General features: G+C 46.9%; 14 protein-coding genes and 1 other annotated feature (1 of these 15 cut by a window edge). Of the genes, 2 read left to right on the forward strand and 12 right to left on the reverse strand.

The window, feature by feature from the left end:
* Nucleotides 1–33 precede the first annotated feature (33 nt).
* Together AC3ITG_RS22560 and pyrR are read right to left on the reverse strand one after the other, a co-directional pair.
* Entirely contained in the window at nucleotides 34–945 is a 912-nt protein-coding gene (locus tag AC3ITG_RS22560) for an aspartate carbamoyltransferase catalytic subunit (protein ID WP_413379755.1), read from the reverse strand.
* Nucleotides 945–1,508, reverse strand: coding sequence for a bifunctional pyr operon transcriptional regulator/uracil phosphoribosyltransferase PyrR (gene pyrR, locus AC3ITG_RS22565; protein ID WP_489251418.1), 564 nt, complete (start codon nucleotides 1,506–1,508; stop codon nucleotides 945–947). Before pyrR ends, AC3ITG_RS22560 begins: the two co-directional genes overlap by 1 nt.
* A gap of 785 nt (nucleotides 1,509–2,293) precedes the next feature.
* Between pyrR and AC3ITG_RS22570 the strand changes: the two genes are divergently transcribed.
* On the forward strand, nucleotides 2,294–4,969 hold the full coding sequence (locus AC3ITG_RS22570) for a YhgE/Pip family protein (RefSeq protein WP_489251419.1): 2,676 nt from the start codon (nucleotides 2,294–2,296) through the stop codon (nucleotides 4,967–4,969).
* A gap of 89 nt (nucleotides 4,970–5,058) precedes the next feature.
* Here AC3ITG_RS22570 and AC3ITG_RS22575 read toward each other — a convergent pair whose 3' ends face one another.
* The 8 genes from AC3ITG_RS22575 to lspA form a co-directional block, all read right to left on the reverse strand.
* The gene (locus AC3ITG_RS22575) at nucleotides 5,059–6,360 is read right to left on the reverse strand and encodes a DUF6080 domain-containing protein (RefSeq protein ID WP_489251420.1); all 1,302 of its coding nucleotides are present in this window, start codon (nucleotides 6,358–6,360) and stop codon (nucleotides 5,059–5,061) included.
* Nucleotides 6,361–6,384: 24 nt separating this feature from the next.
* The gene (locus AC3ITG_RS22580) at nucleotides 6,385–6,705 is read right to left on the reverse strand and encodes a DMT family transporter (protein ID WP_489251421.1); all 321 of its coding nucleotides are present in this window, start codon (nucleotides 6,703–6,705) and stop codon (nucleotides 6,385–6,387) included.
* Entirely contained in the window at nucleotides 6,692–6,982 is a 291-nt protein-coding gene (locus AC3ITG_RS22585; RefSeq protein ID WP_413028908.1) for an EamA family transporter, read from the reverse strand. The genes AC3ITG_RS22580 and AC3ITG_RS22585 overlap by 14 nt, the downstream gene beginning before the upstream one ends.
* Before the next feature lie 26 nt (nucleotides 6,983–7,008).
* Entirely contained in the window at nucleotides 7,009–7,641 is a 633-nt protein-coding gene (locus AC3ITG_RS22590) for an HAD-IB family hydrolase (RefSeq protein WP_489251422.1), read from the reverse strand.
* Nucleotides 7,642–7,673: 32 nt separating this feature from the next.
* Nucleotides 7,674–8,588: a decaprenyl-phosphate phosphoribosyltransferase gene (locus tag AC3ITG_RS22595; RefSeq protein WP_205524744.1), complete on the reverse strand. Its 915-nt coding sequence runs from the start codon at nucleotides 8,586–8,588 to the stop codon at nucleotides 7,674–7,676.
* Nucleotides 8,589–8,767: 179 nt separating this feature from the next.
* Nucleotides 8,768–10,021, reverse strand: coding sequence for an LL-diaminopimelate aminotransferase (locus AC3ITG_RS22600; protein WP_489251423.1), 1,254 nt, complete (start codon nucleotides 10,019–10,021; stop codon nucleotides 8,768–8,770).
* 109 nt (nucleotides 10,022–10,130) lie between these two features.
* On the reverse strand, nucleotides 10,131–11,114 hold the full coding sequence (locus tag AC3ITG_RS22605) for an RluA family pseudouridine synthase (RefSeq protein WP_413372631.1): 984 nt from the start codon (nucleotides 11,112–11,114) through the stop codon (nucleotides 10,131–10,133).
* A complete protein-coding gene (gene lspA / locus AC3ITG_RS22610) occupies nucleotides 11,107–11,601 on the reverse strand; it encodes a signal peptidase II (RefSeq protein WP_024628399.1) in 495 nt (164 codons plus the stop codon). Before lspA ends, AC3ITG_RS22605 begins: the two co-directional genes overlap by 8 nt.
* Nucleotides 11,602–11,821: 220 nt before the next feature.
* Between lspA and AC3ITG_RS22615 the strand changes: the two genes are divergently transcribed.
* Nucleotides 11,822–12,559, forward strand: a complete 738-nt coding sequence (locus AC3ITG_RS22615; RefSeq protein WP_413379759.1) for a TraR/DksA C4-type zinc finger protein — start codon at nucleotides 11,822–11,824, stop codon at nucleotides 12,557–12,559.
* Between the two features lie 12 nt (nucleotides 12,560–12,571).
* Here the strand turns inward: AC3ITG_RS22615 and AC3ITG_RS22620 are convergent, their stop codons facing one another.
* The gene (locus tag AC3ITG_RS22620) at nucleotides 12,572–12,925 is read right to left on the reverse strand and encodes a DUF5665 domain-containing protein (RefSeq protein WP_413372633.1); all 354 of its coding nucleotides are present in this window, start codon (nucleotides 12,923–12,925) and stop codon (nucleotides 12,572–12,574) included.
* 229 nt (nucleotides 12,926–13,154) lie between these two features.
* A complete protein-coding gene (ileS, locus tag AC3ITG_RS22625; protein ID WP_489251424.1) occupies nucleotides 13,155–16,253 on the reverse strand; it encodes an isoleucine--tRNA ligase in 3,099 nt (1,032 codons plus the stop codon).
* A gap of 420 nt (nucleotides 16,254–16,673) precedes the next feature.
* Nucleotides 16,674–16,855, reverse strand: a binding site (T-box leader); it runs 109 nt beyond the window's last position.

Genomic DNA, 16,855 nt, shown 5'->3' on the forward strand with positions numbered 1-16,855 from the left:
TCCCGTCAGCCTAAGACCCACAGCCAGACCCTGTTACAGTTTCATCGCACGTTCCATAACCGCCATGCGGATTGGAACACCGTTTGCCATCTGCGGGAAGATCCGTGATGCTGCGCTCTCCACTACCGCGTCATCTACCTCGACATTGCGGTTCACAGGAGCAGGGTGCATAATGATTGTGCTTGGTTTCAGGCGTGATGCCCGTTCTTCCGTCAATCCGTAGTGTTCGCGATAATCCTCAGCCGAAGTAATCAGGCCATGTTTATGACGTTCCAGTTGAACTCGGAGCATCATGACTACATCCGCATCGAGTGCTTCTTCCAGACCTACATAAGGCGCGTGTTCTGCGAGCTCCGGTGCCTGCATCGTTTGCGGTGCGCAGAAGCGCACATCCGCACCAAACTTTTGCAGTGCCCACAGATTGGAGCGAGCTACCCGGCTGTGCAGGATGTCTCCGATGATCGACACACGCAAACCTTTCAGCTCACCGAAAGCCTTCCGCATCGTGTAGAGATCCAGCAGCGCCTGGGTAGGGTGCTCGTTATTCCCGTCTCCGGCATTCACTAGTGGAACATTTACTTTCTGAGCCAGTTGTTGCAGAACACCCGAAGGTTTCAACCGGATCACTCCTGCGTCAATGCCCATGGACTCCAGTGTGCGTACCGTATCATAGATGGATTCACCTTTCTCCACGCTTGATGCAGCCGCCGTGAAGTTCAGTACTTGTGCACCCAGACGTTTTTCTGCCATCTCAAATGAGAAGCGAGTACGCGTGCTGTTCTCGAAGAACATGTTGGCTACGAAATGGGATTCCAGTACAGGAACCAGTTTCTCCTTCTGTGCTTCCCAGTGTGCTGCTCTGTTCAGAATGGATTCGATCTCATCGCGACTAAGGTCCTTAAGGCCAAGCAAGCTCCGATCCTTCAATGCTGGTTGTGTAATCATCATGCCTGTTCCCCCCGGTCCTGAATGATCTTGACTTCGTCCTGTCCGTCCGTTTCCATGAGCGCAACCTCGATCTCCTCTGATTTGGAAGTCGGCACATTCTTGCCGATAAAATCAGGTCGAATCGGAAGTTCCCGGTGTCCGCGATCTGCGAGAACCGCCAGCTGAATGTTCTGTGGTCTTCCACAGTCCATCAGGGCATCCATCGCTGCGCGAATCGTACGTCCGGTATAAAGCACATCATCGAACAAAATCACTTTTTTGTTATGAATCGAAAGTGATTCAGGTGTCATCGTCAACAGTTCCTTGCGATTCGCTTTATTCTCATCCAAGCGATCATCGCGATAAGGGGTCACATCGAGCTCTCCCCAAGGGATCGGTGTACCTTCGATTTCTTCAATCTTGGCGGCGATCCGTTCTGCGAGGTATACACCCCGTGTTCGAATTCCGATCAGTACACAGCCCTCAATACCTTTGTTTTTTTCCAAAATCTCATGGGCAATCCGTGTTAATGCGCGGCGGATCGCGGTTTCATCCATAATGACATGTGTCTCTGTGCTCATGCGTTCAGCCTCCTCAGGATTTACCTTTCAGATCATGGCCCCGTGACGAGGAGAACAAAAAAGACTCCTTGCCGTGTTTATTGGCAAGGAGTCTCCGAACTTCAGACCACTCTGAAGAAAGTTTACTCTCGGGATGCATCGCTTCATTTGCCGCAGCAAAAGAACGATGTATCGTTCACGTTACCTTGCCAGTCTCACGGGACTGATTTAAAGGTGCTATTCATGTCGTTCATATTGAAGGACCTCACAGGGTTCTATACTCAATATGTCCGTTTGTCTTCATGAATTATGACAGAAAGACAACCCTCTGTCAACACCTCAACATCACAGGCGAAATTCCTCTACTGTATTCCCCTTAGAATCAGCAGTTCGGCTGAAAAACATCCAAACACATCACATTTCATTCGTTATTCATAATTATACAATAATTCTGTATATTTATCCATAGGAAATTGCGGAGAAACTTACAGCCAAAATAATCCTCTGACTATATTCAACGTTGAGACAGAGCCCTTCCCCTTTGGAACATGCAGTGAGTTTCGTATTATCTGCCTTAAGTTTTGAAGGCATTTTTAATATGATCAATATCTTCTAATTTTAGAGTTCAACGTCCAGAAACACGGAATACATGAAGGCTCTGCATTAGTACCCAGTGAAATGGGTAAAGTTTATAAACATGAAACAATTCATTGATGCTTCAATAAAGCCGATATACATAAGGATTTACAAATACGCGACATAGAAATAAGATAAGACCTACATTTATTTACATTTAGGAGGAAGTTATGCGTCACATTTGGCATGTTTACAAAACAGACTGGTTGCATATTTTGAAGGTTCCCACAGGTATATTTCTAATTGTGGCTATTATTTTACTGCCCGGGGTGTATGACTGGGTCAACGTGAAATCCGTATGGGACCCATACAGTAACACCCAGGGGATCAAAATTGCGGTGACAACGCAAGACAAGGGTGCAACTGTTGCAGGAACTAACGTCAATATCGGAGACGAACTGGTAACCAGCCTGAAAGAGAACGAAAAATTGGGATGGACTTTTGTGGACCAGGCTGAGGCTGATCGTGGTGTGCAAACAGGAGAGTATTATGCAAGCCTACTCATTCCCGGGGACTTTTCATCCAAAATTACAGGCATCGTTGACGGGAAGCTGGAGCGCCCAGAGGTAATCTATACCGTTAATGAGAAGGTTAATGCCATTGCTCCAAAAATCACAGGTTCCGGTGTATCTGCGATAACAACACAAATCAATGAAAATTTCACTGAAGCCGTCAGTCAGGCTGTTCTAACCAAATTGAAGGAAGCCGGAGTTGAGATCAATGCCCAGCTCCCAACTTTGCGCAAGATGGAGAATGGCATTTTCACGCTGGAGAAAAATCTTCCGGCGATACAAGCTGCAGGTCAAAAGGTACTGGAAGTGGAAAAAGCCATGCCTGGTATTGTAAAAGATGCTCAAAAGATCGTCGAGATCGAAAAAAAACTGCCCGAAATCAATGAAGCCGCACAATATGTGCTCAAGGTACAGGAGTATTGGCCACAAATTAATGATGCGGCTTCCGAGGTGTTGGCTATTCAGGGGCGGATTCCCGATATTCAAAAAGCCGTAGAACGTATTCAAGAAGTGGATGCAAACTTTGGTCAGGTATCAGGTGTCATCCAAACGGCCCTCGATAAAACCGACAAGGCTCTGTCCATCGTAACGGCCGCAGAGCAAGATCTGGACAAAGTATCACAAATCGCTGGTAACGGGATTGAGCTGGCCGAAGGCTTGAATCAATTTGTAGATTCCAGTGAAGAAGCGTTTCAGGCTATAGGCCCGGCGATCCGGCAAAACCTGCTGCTGGTGCAACAAATCGCAAACGCTGCGTCAGACGTATTTGGGCAATTGCAAAATACGGATCTTAATACCCTGCCGACAGCAGAAGATCTGGACCGGATCGCTGCCCGCTTAGGGATTGCGGTAAAACTCGTCGACAGTATGGAAGAACTACTGGGCAAAATCGACAACTTGCTTCCAAGCCATCCACTTGCCGATAAAATTACGCAATTGAACACCATTTCAGATAAACTTCAGTTGCAAATCCGCCTGGCTGGGATTATCAGTGATGCTCTGCGTCGCAATACAACTCCGCCCGCAGACGTCATCGCCCAGTTAAATGCTCTGTCCAAGGACATTAGCAGCGGCATTGGTAATATCATGAACACCTACGAGAGCGAAATATCGCCGGCTCTTGCGGCTGGTGCGGATAAGCTGAGGTCTATCCTTTCCACTTCAGCAGATGCACTACAGGGAGCAAGGGATCGAATTCCGGATATTGCGGATATTCTTGCATCAGCCAAAGAAGGGATTACGTTTGGGCAGACTGAATTGACAAAAATCCAGAGCGAACTGCCTCAAATACAATCTAAGATCCATGAGATATCAGAGACACTCGCGAACAAAAGTGAAGGCTTTATCCAAGCTTTGAACACAGTGTCTTCATTAATTCGAAACGATCTGCCCAAGCTGGGGACCAAGTTGAACGAAGCAGCTGATTTTGTTCGGAACGATCTGCCTAGTGCCGAGAAACAGATAGGTAAGGCATCCGATTTTGTACAGAACCAGCTTCCGGAGGTCGAAAAAGGAGTACATCGTGTTGCCGCGCTTGTACGTGATGATCTGCCAGCATTGGAAAGTGCCATCAGCAAGGCTGCAGACAAACTTAGGGAAGTCGAAGGCAATAACCAGTTTGCCGAACTCGCCAAGCTTTTGCGCGGCGACATTGAAGAAGAAAGTGCTTTCCTTGCAAGTCCGGTGCAAATCAAGGAACAACAGCTTTACCCAATTCCGAATTATGGATCGGCAATGTCACCATTTTATGGCGTGCTGTCCTTGTGGGTCGGCTCAACGCTGCTGATTTCTCTGCTTCGTGCCGAAGCTGAGAATCCAGAGGGCAAGTTCAGGGGGTACGAGTTGTATCTTGGGCGTCTCGCCACTTTTCTGACCATTGGATTGCTTCAAGCGGTCTGTGTCAGCCTGGGAGATATCTTGATCCTCGGAACCTACGTCGCAGATAAACTGTGGTTTGTCCTGTTTGCCATGCTGGTGAGTGCCGTATTTGTTACCATAACGTACACCCTGCTGTCCGTTTTTGGGAATATCGGAAAAGGGATCGCGATCATCTTCATGGTGTTCCAGTTCTCCAGCTCCGGCGGTACGTTTCCGATCAGCATGACATCCCCCTTTTTCCAGGCATTGAATCCGTTCATGCCCTTCACGTATGCGATCAGTCTGCTGCGTGAGTCGGTCGGCGGCATCTTGTGGTCGACTGCCATCAAGGATATTCTATGGTTGTGCATGTTCATTGCGCTGAGTCTCATCGTTGCTCTCGCTTTGAAACGTCCACTCAGCAGTCTCACCAAACGTTCAGCCGAGAATGCCAAGAAGACCAAAATTATTGCTTAAATCATTTGTTTGACTCTAAACAAGACAAGGCCATTGGACTGTTAATCCAATGGCCTTGTCTCGTTGTATAGGATAATTAAAATGTCTGATTATTTCACTGTACGTTCCTGTTCCAACTGATTATAGGACTGTTTAATAGTTGTTAAAGTTTCTACATGACGATAGATGTTGTTCCCTGCAGTGACGAGAATACACAGCATGATCAAGCCTATTAGCACTTTTTTGCCCATCCCCGGACGAAGACCGATGACGAAGCCCCCACCGAGGAGGAAAAACGCAAACAGATAGTGTCCTGCATACAGGTACATATCGTATTGAAATACCGCCAGCCCGAAACCAACAACGATATGAAGTAAAAATGCAAACAGAATGTATGGCACAAGAGTCCACACTTCCCGTTCACGGATGCCCTTGATAAACCCAGTGAGCGCCAGCAGCAGAATAAAAATACCCGTGAGCTGAATATAGATCGGATTGGAACGGGACAGATCCGTTACAAACGCGACCATGCCCGGGTCCAGCAAATGTACTTTCGGTGACAGCATCGGATTAATCGTTAGCAAGCTTAGAGCTTTCCAATGAGCTGCGAACTGGAATGGAGTGGCATAGCTTGTTCCCCCATTTTGAATGCCGAGCAGCCAGTTGCTGACCCAACTGCGACCGCCAAACGCGATGTATTGGATCCCTGTCAACACTACGATGAATGCAACGGCCAGTGCCATAATCCCGATATACTTTTTCCAACCAGACTTGTTACGCCACGTACGCAAATTGAAAAACATGGCGGCCGCAAATGGTACAATGTTGGTCGACGTCAGTCCGAAGTTGATGGATGCCAGCAGCGCATTCGGGATGTAACGTACATCTTTCCGTTCACGGGTGTACTGCATATAGAGCACAGAGAACAGGATAACAAACTGCACGTACGGATACGAATCCGGAATCAACGCGGTAAACATCAGATAGGAGCTGAAACCGAACAATAAAGCGAAAAGTAACGGTGTGGTGATTTGTTTATCTTTTTGATTCAAAAACAGAAACACCAGCACAACCGAACCCGCATTCACAAGGGACTGCAGGACAAGAAAGAACCAATTCCCGCCCAGCAATTGAGCACCTGCTTCAAGCGTGACCGCTAGAAATGAAATTAACGGATGAATAACCGAAGAACTGTTGTCTCCATAATACATGGAAGGATCGAAGTTAAATAAATTAAGTGGAAACTGCGTCGTACTAAATGGCGTGTATGACCCAAGTAGCTCTGCGTGATTCGCAATGTACGTCACGTAAGGTCCATTCATGAGAGCGTAAAAAAGAGCAAAACCCGCAAACAGGCAAAATGCCGTCCAATTGGTCCTGCGATTATAAAATATGTAGTCCAAAAATTTCATGCATTCACATCCAGTTTCATTATTCTAGAAAACTAATAAACACAACCCGCCCATAATACAAGCGACACCGATCCAGCGCAAAGGACCCACTGCTTCCTTAAAGGCAAACCGCGCTATAATGAACGTCCACACATACGTTAACGCATTGGCTGGCAGCACAACCGTTAAGGGAAGAAATTTCAACAATACAATGTTCAGCAGCGCACCTGTACCATAGAATCCTAGCCCTATTAAAACATGCAGCTTTTTGCGGCTGGTGGCGTAGGCTTTCAAACCCGCTCCCCCCATCGCTCCACACAGGGTCATTGCAATTAATACGGCAATCATCCAGCTATCGATCAACACTGGTCAACGTCACCCCAATTCCAAGCAGCACAACAGCGGCCAGCTTCTGCACCGTAATTTCTTCTCCTAGCAAAAAGTATCCATAGATCAGCGCAAACACATAGCTGGCACACATCAAAGGATAGGCTACAGACAGTTTTTCCAAAGCAAAAGCCTTGATCATCAAAATGGCACCCAGTCCATAACAGAGAAAGCCGATGCCCAGATAGACCCACTCAGTTAGCCCCCACTTCCAGAACAGTTGGCCCGTCGCTGTAAGAAAAGCGGAGACCAGCATCAACAGCTTGCCTGTATGGCGCCCTTTTATCTCCCCCACGACAATGCCTCCATCTCTGGCACGCGCTTGTTAATAAAGTACCGCTGACTTACTAACTGCATCACAGGAAGATCGGATAAGGAGTCGGAATAAGAACAGGATTGATCATAATCAATCACCATCTTTTTCTCATCCAGATAGGCCTGAATTCGGCGAACCTTCTCATCTCCTTTGCAATTGCTGCCTTCGATCCTACAGGTATAGCCATTCGAGTGACGAACCAAATCGGTACCAATGACATGATCCACCCAGGGAAAGTTTTTAAAATATTTCATATAGGCATGCGGAGATGCGGTCACCAGCAATACATGATAGCCTGCTTCCTTACGGTGCTGCATCTCTACACTTGCCTCTGCAAAAATGGCAGTACGCAATCGTGTATCAAAAAAATGCTCCAGATCTTTTTCGGACATGCGCTCAATGCTCTTGAAATAGGAACGTTTGACACGCTCAACGGTCATCAGACCTGCCTTGAACAGCGCGGTATGATATGCAATTACAGGCAATCTCCATACCTGCCATGGGTAACGCCGAACGCCGTAATGTACAAACTGAAACATGGAATCTCTGCGTATAATCGTTTTATCAATATCAAAGATGGCGACTTTCGTGCTTTTCACCCTGATCCCCTCTACCTTCCAGACTCTAACTTTTATTCAAAAATAGCAAAAATCGAAATAACACTTATGACATACAAAATGACCGTAATCAAGATGGGCTTGTCCTCAAACAGAACTCGATCAGGCGAACCACCTTGGTTCTTCATATGAATCAGATACAAATAACGGAACATGCCGTATATGACCAAAGGAATCGTCCACATTAAATGAATGGTGCGATCGGATGTGAACGTAAAGAGCGAATAGCTGATAATGGTCGCCGTTGTGACAATGGTATTGAACTGATCCAATAACGTAATTGAATAGTTATCCAATACTTTACGATGCGAACCGGTATTTCCCTCAAGCAGGGTAAGTTCATTCCTCCGTTTGCCGATAGCCAGGAACAGGGACAGCAGCATCGTACAAATGAGAAACCACGGCGTAAATGGTACATGGATCAGCACACCGCCCGCAATCGCACGAAGCACAAATCCAGCCGCAATGGTCATCATATCCAAAATAACGAGATGTTTCAGTACAAATGAGTACGACACATTTAAAAGGAAATAAACAATACATAACACTCCGAATAACGGGTTCATCACGAAGGCTGTCCCGACGGAAAGAATCAGTAACAGAATTCCGAACAGCAACGCGTGAGCCGGGTTGACCTGTCCAGAAGCAAGGGGACGGAACATCTTCACCGGATGCTGACGATCTCTGTCGCGATCTACATAATCGTTTAAAATATAAACGCAGCCTGCAACCAGGCTAAATAAAATAAAACCTAGCAAAGTCGATAGTATGGTCTCCGTCCGAATTTCCTCAAAAGAAAAAAGCAGCGCGGCAAACAATAGCAAATTTTTGGTCCATTGTTTTGGTCTCAATAATTTAAGCAATCCTGAAATGGTATTACCTGTCCCTGCAGCAGGTGTAGACACGGTACTGGTACGTGATGATAACAATTTCCATAACTCCCTTCAAAAGCAACTTCTGACTTATATAAATAACGTAAAGATCTAATCATATGTTGCTAGTATAATTTTGTAAAGGGATTACAGGAAGAATTTATATTTTTTTGCATAAAAAAGAGACCGTTTCCGGTCTCTTTTTTCTCTACATCATTATGATTATGTGAACTCAATTAAAATTCGAATTGCACGTCGCTCAGGCGGCGTTTAATTTCAGCGATAACACGTTTCTCTTCCTCTTTCCCTTTAGCTTCAAAGGTAACGGAGAAACGAACAAAGTTACCGGCATCATCCCAAGGCACCGAAGAGATCAGTTTCTCACGGATCAGGAACTGGGAGAAGTCTTCACCTGATTCAAAGCGGCGGCCTCCAGCAATACCTTTTGGAGCTTCAACATAAAGGAAGAAGGAACCTTTAGGTTTCTCAGCCTGGAAGCCCAGCTCGTTCAGTGCAGCTACCAGCAGGTCGTGACGACGGGAATATTTCTCAGCGATTTTTTCCGTGATTTCCGGGTGGTTCAATCCATAAGCAGCAGCCTTTTGGATCGCGATGAACTGACCGGAGTCATTGTTGTCTTTTACGTCGCTGAATGCTTTGACAACAAGCGGGTTACCTGCAACAAAACCAATTCTCCAGCCTGTCATGTTGTAGGACTTGGACAGGGAGTGCAATTCCACGCCCACATCCTTCGCACCAGGTACAGACAGGAAGCTGAACGGTTTTTTGCCGTCATATGTCAGTGCTGCATATGGAGCATCATGTACAACGACTACGCTGTATTTCTTCGCCCATTTAACCACTTCCGTAAAGAACTCCACGGTAGCACTCGCGCCCGTCGGGTTATTCGGGTAGTTCAGATAGAGCAACTTCGCACGTTTCGCAATCTCTTCTGGAATAGCAGACAGATCTGGCAGGAAGTTGTTCTCCTTGGTCAACTGGATGTTGAACACTTCACCACCCAGGTATTTGGTGTGTGTACCCATAACCGGATACCCTGGCACCGTCATAATTGTTACATCACCTGGATTGATGAAGCAAGAAGGCATCATCGCCAAAGCTGGCTTGGAGCCGATGGAATGAACGATTTCAGTTGATGCATCGATACCTTCAACATTAAATACATTTTTCAGGTAAGCAGCTGCCGCTTCCTTGAATTCAGGAATACCGTTATCCGCGTATCCACGGTTTTCGGGTTTGGAGGCTTGCTCCGCCAATGCAGCTACGATGCCTGCATCTGCCATCTCGTCTGGTTCACCTACGCCGAGGTCAATCAATTCTACATTGGGAAAATCTTTTTTAGCCGAAGCTTTGGCACGTTTGATTTTCTCGAATTTATAGATGTTGGTGTCTTTACCATAGTTGGAGCCGCCAATACGGTCGGCAAAATTAGTCTGAATGTACGTTTCCTGATATTTATCGATACTCATGATTTTGTTCATCTCCTCATTTGACGCAAATTTCTACACTTTAATATGAAGCATTTGCGCGTTCAAAACCATGGACAAATTATCCGAACATTTGTACTTTCTCGAGCTGTCAGCGGCTACGCAGTGAGGCTAGAACATCTTCCATATCTTGCGGAAGCGGAGCTGTAAATTCAAGGTATTCTCCGGTCGTTGGATGTACAAAACCGAGAATTGCCGCATGAAGGGCTTGTCCCTGCATTTTGATCCCTTTGTTACGACCATACGTCGGATCTCCAACAAGCGGATGACCAATGAACTTCATGTGAACACGAATCTGGTGGGTACGTCCTGTCTCCAGTTTCAGTTCCAACAACGTGTAGTCATTGATACGCTCGGTGACGGTAAAATGCGTGACCGCATGTTTACTGTTACGCTCTGTAACGGTGTACATTTTGCGATCATTGGTATCTCGACCAATAGGTGCATCAATCGTACCCTGATCATGGCTAAGATGCCCATGAACGAGTGCAATATATCGTCTATTCACACTATGCTCTTTGAGCTGAGCGGCCAGCGAGGCGTGAGCACGATCATTTTTGGCAGCCATAATTAGACCTGATGTGTCCTTATCGATCCGATGCACAATACCGGGACGCAGCTCGCCGTTAATGCCTGAGAGATCTTTACAGTGATACATCAGTGCATTAACAAGTGTTCCTGACGTATGTCCTGGTGCTGGATGTACAACAAGGCCACGCTGTTTGTTGATAACAATCAAATCACTATCTTCATACACCACTTCAAGTGGAATATCTTCAGCAATAATCTCTACAGTCGTCGGTTCAGGGATCAGAAGCTCTACCAGATCGCCTTCAGATAATTTGGCGTTAGCTTTGACTTTAGCCCCGTTCACTGTTACGAATCCGTCTCCGATCCACAATTGAACTTGGGAGCGCGATACGTTATCCATGGATTCTGTAATATATTTGTCAATTCGTTCTTTATTATGTTCAGCGGCAACCGTCCATTCCATACGATCATTGCCATTCAAGAGTTCATCGTCATGCGTTGACGTGTCTCCGTTAGTCTGTTCTTCATTTTGCGATTTACTCATGATGTTCATTCCCTTCGACCTTTGCGGCTGCTTTCTCGCGCCGTCCTTCAAGCAACGTTTCCACAATAATCAATACCACACCGATACAGATCGCTGAGTCGGCTATGTTGAAAATGGGAAACGTATAGCTACCAAAATTAAGCTGGATAAAATCGACAACTTCTCCGGTCAAAGCCCGATCCAGGAAGTTACCAATAGCTCCCCCAAGCACCAAACTAAGCGCCACAGGCAGCAATTTGTGCGGAGTATCTTTTACCTTTTGCAAATACCAAACCAAAGCCACCACGACAACTAGTGTAACCACAATAAAGAACCAGCGTTGATCCTGTAGAATACCAAAAGCTGCACCTGAGTTACGATGTGATGTGATGACAAAGAAATTGCCAATCACCGGAATTTCATCTCTAAGTTCCATCCGGGTTGCAATTAGGAACTTCGTTCCCTGATCGACTAAAAATACGATAAAAGCGAGGATATAATACACCACGTTTGTTTGTCACTCCGTTCTTGTCTTTTCCAAACGATACCAGGCTTTACGCCAGACTTGTTCATTGTAGCACAGCTGTTTGGAAATCGTCCACGACGCGGTTAGCCGCAGCCTGGATGGCAAAAACGATAACATTTCCCTTCTGTAATTCAGCACCAAATGGTACATCCTACAACAGAGTTAAAATCCGGAGTTCATACGGAACAGAAAGGGGAAAATGATGTCACATTTCACTGCCAAACAACTGCAATCGTTACGTTCCCAACTGATAACCGAAAAGAGCGATATTGAACATAGACTGGAGCAGAACGAACATTATGGTCTTGGTGACTCCATGAAGCTGCAGACAGGTGAATTATCACCGATTGACAACCATCCGGGTGATGTAGCTACCGAGATGTATGAGCGCGAAAAGGATATTTCCCTACTGGAGCATGATGAATTTCAACTGGAGCGCATCGATTCTGCTCTGCATTCCATCGAAGAAGGGCATTATGGAACTTGCGCCGTGTGTCAGCAACCTATCCCATATGAACGCATGCAAGCTGTTCCTTACACCAAATACTGCAAAAAGCATCAACCGGAAACCGTTGTCTCCGAAAATCGCCCTGTCGAGGAAGAGTTCCTCGCTCCTGCCTTTGGCCGCACAAGCCTGGATGAACGTGATGACCAGAACGGCTTCGACGGCGAAGATGCATGGCAGATTGTTGAAAGTTGGGGCACCTCCAACACGCCGGCCATGGCTGAGGGACGCGACATCGACAGTTATGACGTTATGGCGATTGAAGCCACTGACGAAGTGGAGGGCTGCGTTGAGGCATATGAGAGCTTTGTCGCAACCGATATCTACGGTCATGACGTGTCCATCGTGCGCAATCGGCAATATCGACAGTATCTGGAGAACCGTGAAGGTGATGGTTTGTTAGAACCGGATATCGAGTCAGACGACTCGTATTAAACCTACAATTACCTAATAAGTGTTCAATTCCAGCTGTCGCTGCACAATCCGTACAATATCTGCGATGTAATCACCCACGATGGGGAGATTAAGCGCGCCTAGCACTTGTAACACGTAAATGATGGTTGCTGCAAAAAAAGTAAAACCGATGGCGATCCCCACGCCCCTTGCGGCGCCAGACAACAAATTAAGTCCGATCAGCTTCCACGGTCGGTTCAGCAATTCCGTATACTGTGCGATTCGTGAACGTTCGAGTTCATTCGCGAGCCGGTTAGTGAGCTTGTGAAGTTCTTCAATCTTGTCCTCCGCATTCTTGGAATGCGTGGTTTCTGAATTAGACGGCGATTGGGTATCCTGTTCGTTCATAATTTACTCAGTTCCTTTGATGTATATAGAATGTCTGCACAATAGAAATCATTGCCCATTTGCTGAAAAACCAAACGAGCCAGGACACAGGATTGTTCTCCTGCATCTGAGGCTCGTTGGCATTTCTGTCTCTATATACTGTCCTATTTGAAATAGAGTTACTCTGTCCACGTTAAAGTCTGACAAAGCTATCCTTTCTTCAGAACCGCCTTACGTGAAAACTACTGTTTTACCCCTCGATATATACACCGAAGGTTTTACCTCCGGCTTCAATGCGTTGCATCGACTCGTTCGTTCCGAAGGTAACTTCGGTTACGAGGACATTCTCACGCAGCACATGATCAAAGGCCTGGATCGCTTCTTGAAGAGCAGAGTCCACATCCAGCGTCAAACGTACTCTTTTCTCAATTGGCAGATCCAGCTTCTTCCGGGTGTCTTGTACTGCACGAATAACTTCACGAACCCAGCCTTCCTGTTCGAGTTCTGCTGTAATCTCCGTATTGAGAGCTACCGTCAAACCATAGCCGGATGCCGAGGCAAAACCGGACTTGGCTTGTTTCTCCACCAGCAGTTCCTCACCCGTCACTTGCAGCTCTTCACCTTCCGGAGAAACGACATTCAGAACATCTTCCGTCACCACTTTACGAGTCTCATCCGCTGACATTCCCTTAAAGAAGTTCTGCAGGAAGCCTACGTTTTTACCGTATTTTTTACCCGCTACTTTCAGGTTCAATTTCAAAGTGAAATCAACGAAATCCGCATCATCATGCTCGGTACGAATAGTTTTGACATTGATCTCATCCTTGATGATCTCTTCATAACTTGCCAGATCGAAGCCTTTATCCAGGGAAACGATCAGTTCAGACAACGGTTGACGTGTCTTGATACCTGTTTCGTTACGGACGTTACGTGCAAGTTCAACGATTCGGCGTGCTGTCTCCATATCCTGCTCCAGATCCAAGTCAATCAACGTTTCATTAGCAACCGGATAATCATCCATGTGCACACTCTCACCGGTAGTCAGGTTCAGATAGATATCTTCTGCAAGCATCGGTGTGAATGGAGCTACCAGCTTGGCTGTAGTCACCAGCACTTCGGTAAGTGTACGGTAAGCGTCCAGTTTATCTTCTGTCAATCCGCTACCCCAGAAACGGTCACGGGAACGACGGATGTACCAGTTACTGAGTTCATCTACAAACGCTTCAATGGCTTTGGAAGAGTTCAGATAGTCGTTAACAGCCAGCGCTTTTTCTACAACGAGAATCAGGCTGTTCAGTCTTGACAAAATCCAGCGGTCCAGGTTGTGTGAAGACAACTTGAACGGATGCTCCTGTGGATCAAATCCATCAATCGTAGCATACAGCGTCAGGAATGCATGGGTGTTGACCAGCGTATCCACCATTTTGGATTTCGCTTCGCCCACAATGCCTTTGGAGAAACGTTTGCTGTTCCACGGTGCGCTGTCAGACAGCAAAGCCCAGCGGAATGCATCTGTACCGTATTCTTCGATAACTTCCCAAGGATCGATAACGTTACCTTTCGATTTGGACATCTTTTGTCCGTTCTCATCGAGCACGTGGCCTGTTGCCATAACCGCTTTATAAGGCGCTTTGCCTGTCAAAAGTGTAGATACGGCCAGCAAGCTGTAGAACCAGCCGCGTGTTTGGTCAATTCCTTCACAGATCATGTCTGCCGGATATTGCTGTTCGAAGATTTCTTTATTTTCAAATGGATAGTGCTGCTGAGCAAACGGCATGGAGCCGCTGTCGAACCAGACATCGATCACTTCCGGTGTACGTTTCATTTCATATTTGCCACAAGAGCTCATGACTTTGACGTCATCTACATACGGCTTATGCAGCTCCAGATTCTCAGGCACGTCCCCAATGGCACGAGCACGCAGTTCAGCGATGCTATGCGGTGCGAATTGTTCACCCGTCTCTTCACATACCCAGATGTTCAGTGGCGTTCCCCAATAACGGTCACGGCTGATATTCCAGTCTACGAGATCTTCAAGGAACTTCCCGAAACGCCCGTCACGAACGTGGCCCGGGTACCAGTCTACTTCACTGTTATTGGCGATCAGCTGATCCTTGATTGCCGTTGTTTGGATAAACCAGCTGTCCATTGCATAGTACAGAAGTGGTGTATCACAACGCCAGCAGAACGGATAGCTGTGCTCATATTTTTCTTTGCTGAACAAACGTCCTTTTTCCGACAGGTATCTTACGATATCAATATCGCAATCCTTGACAAAACGTCCGGCAAAATCAGTTACCTGTGGCACAAACTTGCCTTCCAGGTCCACCATATTCACAAAACTGATGCCATTCTCACGACATACACGATAGTCATCTTCACCATGTGCAGGTGCCATGTGTACAATCCCTGTACCACTTGCATCGGTTACAAACCCTGCGCCCAGGATGATGTTTGCTTTCTCAGCCTGCACGTAGTTGAACGGAGGATCATACGTTTTGCCAACCAGGTCAGAACCTTTCAGGGCACCGATAACTTCATACTCACCTTTGGCATCCTTCATGACTTTCTCAACGAGATTGGTCGCCATGATGTACACTTCGTTGTCCTGACGAACACGGGAGTAGTCCATATCAGGGTTCACGGCAAGCGCAACGTGTGAAGGCAATGTCCAAGGGGTCGTTGTCCAGGCAAGCACGAATTCGCCGCTGTCCTCCAGCTTGAATTTGGCTGTAGCACTGAGGTCTTTCACGTCTTTATACCCTTGCGCTACCTCATGGGAGCTAAGTGTAGTCTGGCAAGACGGACAGTAAGGACTCACACGGTGACCACGGTACAGCAGGCCTTTTTCATGAATCGTCGCCAGAATGTTCCACACACTTTCGATGTAATTGTTGTCGAGTGTGATATATGGATTATTCATGTCTGTCCAGTAACCGATACCTTCCGTCAGATCGCGCCATTGTTGTTCGTATTCGAACACGCTAGCTTTACATTCGTTAATGAATTTTTCCACGCCATAATCTTCAATTTCCCACTTGTGAGAGATACCCAGCTTTTTCTGAACACCCAGTTCTACAGGCAGACCATGTGTATCCCAGCCTGCTTTACGAACGACGCGGTAACCCTTCATCGTGTTATAACGTCCCACGAAATCCTTGATTACTCGGCCCAGTACGTGACCGATATGTGGTTTACCATTGGCTGTAGGCGGTCCCTCATAAAATACGAAGTTCGGCTTGCCTTCCCGGTTTTCGATGGATCTTTTGAATGTATTCTCTGTTTTCCATTTGTTTAACACACGTAGTTCTCTGGCACGTGCTTTCTCTTTGACGTCAACTCGTTGCATGATAATCTTCCTTTCAAGTATGGATTGTGGACCGTCCACAAAAAGCGTTTCAATCCCCCTAAATCCCCCTTACCAAGGGGGACCCCATAGGCGCTCCGCCCTCTGGACACCCGGAATGGGTTGTCTTTGGCGGGAACTGCGGCGGCGTTGGCGAGGGTGTGTATGTTGGAGTCGGCCCTCTTGCGGCTGTCCCCTTCGGGAACGCCGCAGGGCCTTGCCGCGAGAAGGGAGTTGCCGGACGCTTCGCTCCTCCGGCGGTTGGCTCTCTCCTTGAGGTCCCTTCGGGCCTCATGCACGTTCGCCTTAGCGAACCCCAGTGCCGGACGCTTCGCTCCTCCGGCGCTGGCTCTCTTCTTGAGGTCCCTTCGGGCCTCATGTACGTTCGCTGCTTTTTTTGGACACAAAAAAACCTCATCCCTGGAAAGGGACGAGGTTATGCTCGCGTTACCACCCTAATTCTGTTCATCACAAACCACATCCAATATAATTGGGTATGCTCTGTCATCAACAGCGCTTATGCCCCGCTTAACTACAGCAGGGTGCCGATATAACGTTCGGCTCACGGTTTCGCTTACACACGGCCAATCCTTCACCGCTTCAGC

The organism is Paenibacillus sp. GL_099_B, assembly GCF_057835695.1.

What these genes read in the sequence shown, in the direction of transcription:
- AC3ITG_RS22560 (WP_413379755.1), bottom strand. Translation starts at nt 945, where the DNA reads ATGATTACACAACCAGCATTGAAGGATCGGAGCTTGCTTGGCCTTAAG.
- pyrR (WP_489251418.1), bottom strand. Translation starts at nt 1,508, where the DNA reads ATGAGCACAGAGACACATGTCATTATGGATGAAACCGCGATCCGCCGC.
- AC3ITG_RS22570 (WP_489251419.1), top strand. Translation starts at nt 2,294, where the DNA reads ATGCGTCACATTTGGCATGTTTACAAAACAGACTGGTTGCATATTTTG.
- AC3ITG_RS22575 (WP_489251420.1), bottom strand. Translation starts at nt 6,360, where the DNA reads ATGAAATTTTTGGACTACATATTTTATAATCGCAGGACCAATTGGACG.
- AC3ITG_RS22585 (WP_413028908.1), bottom strand. Translation starts at nt 6,982, where the DNA reads ATGCTGGTCTCCGCTTTTCTTACAGCGACGGGCCAACTGTTCTGGAAG.
- AC3ITG_RS22600 (WP_489251423.1), bottom strand. Translation starts at nt 10,021, where the DNA reads ATGAGTATCGATAAATATCAGGAAACGTACATTCAGACTAATTTTGCC.
- AC3ITG_RS22605 (WP_413372631.1), bottom strand. Translation starts at nt 11,114, where the DNA reads ATGAGTAAATCGCAAAATGAAGAACAGACTAACGGAGACACGTCAACG.
- AC3ITG_RS22615 (WP_413379759.1), top strand. Translation starts at nt 11,822, where the DNA reads ATGTCACATTTCACTGCCAAACAACTGCAATCGTTACGTTCCCAACTG.
- AC3ITG_RS22620 (WP_413372633.1), bottom strand. Translation starts at nt 12,925, where the DNA reads ATGAACGAACAGGATACCCAATCGCCGTCTAATTCAGAAACCACGCAT.
- ileS (WP_489251424.1), bottom strand. Translation starts at nt 16,253, where the DNA reads ATGCAACGAGTTGACGTCAAAGAGAAAGCACGTGCCAGAGAACTACGT.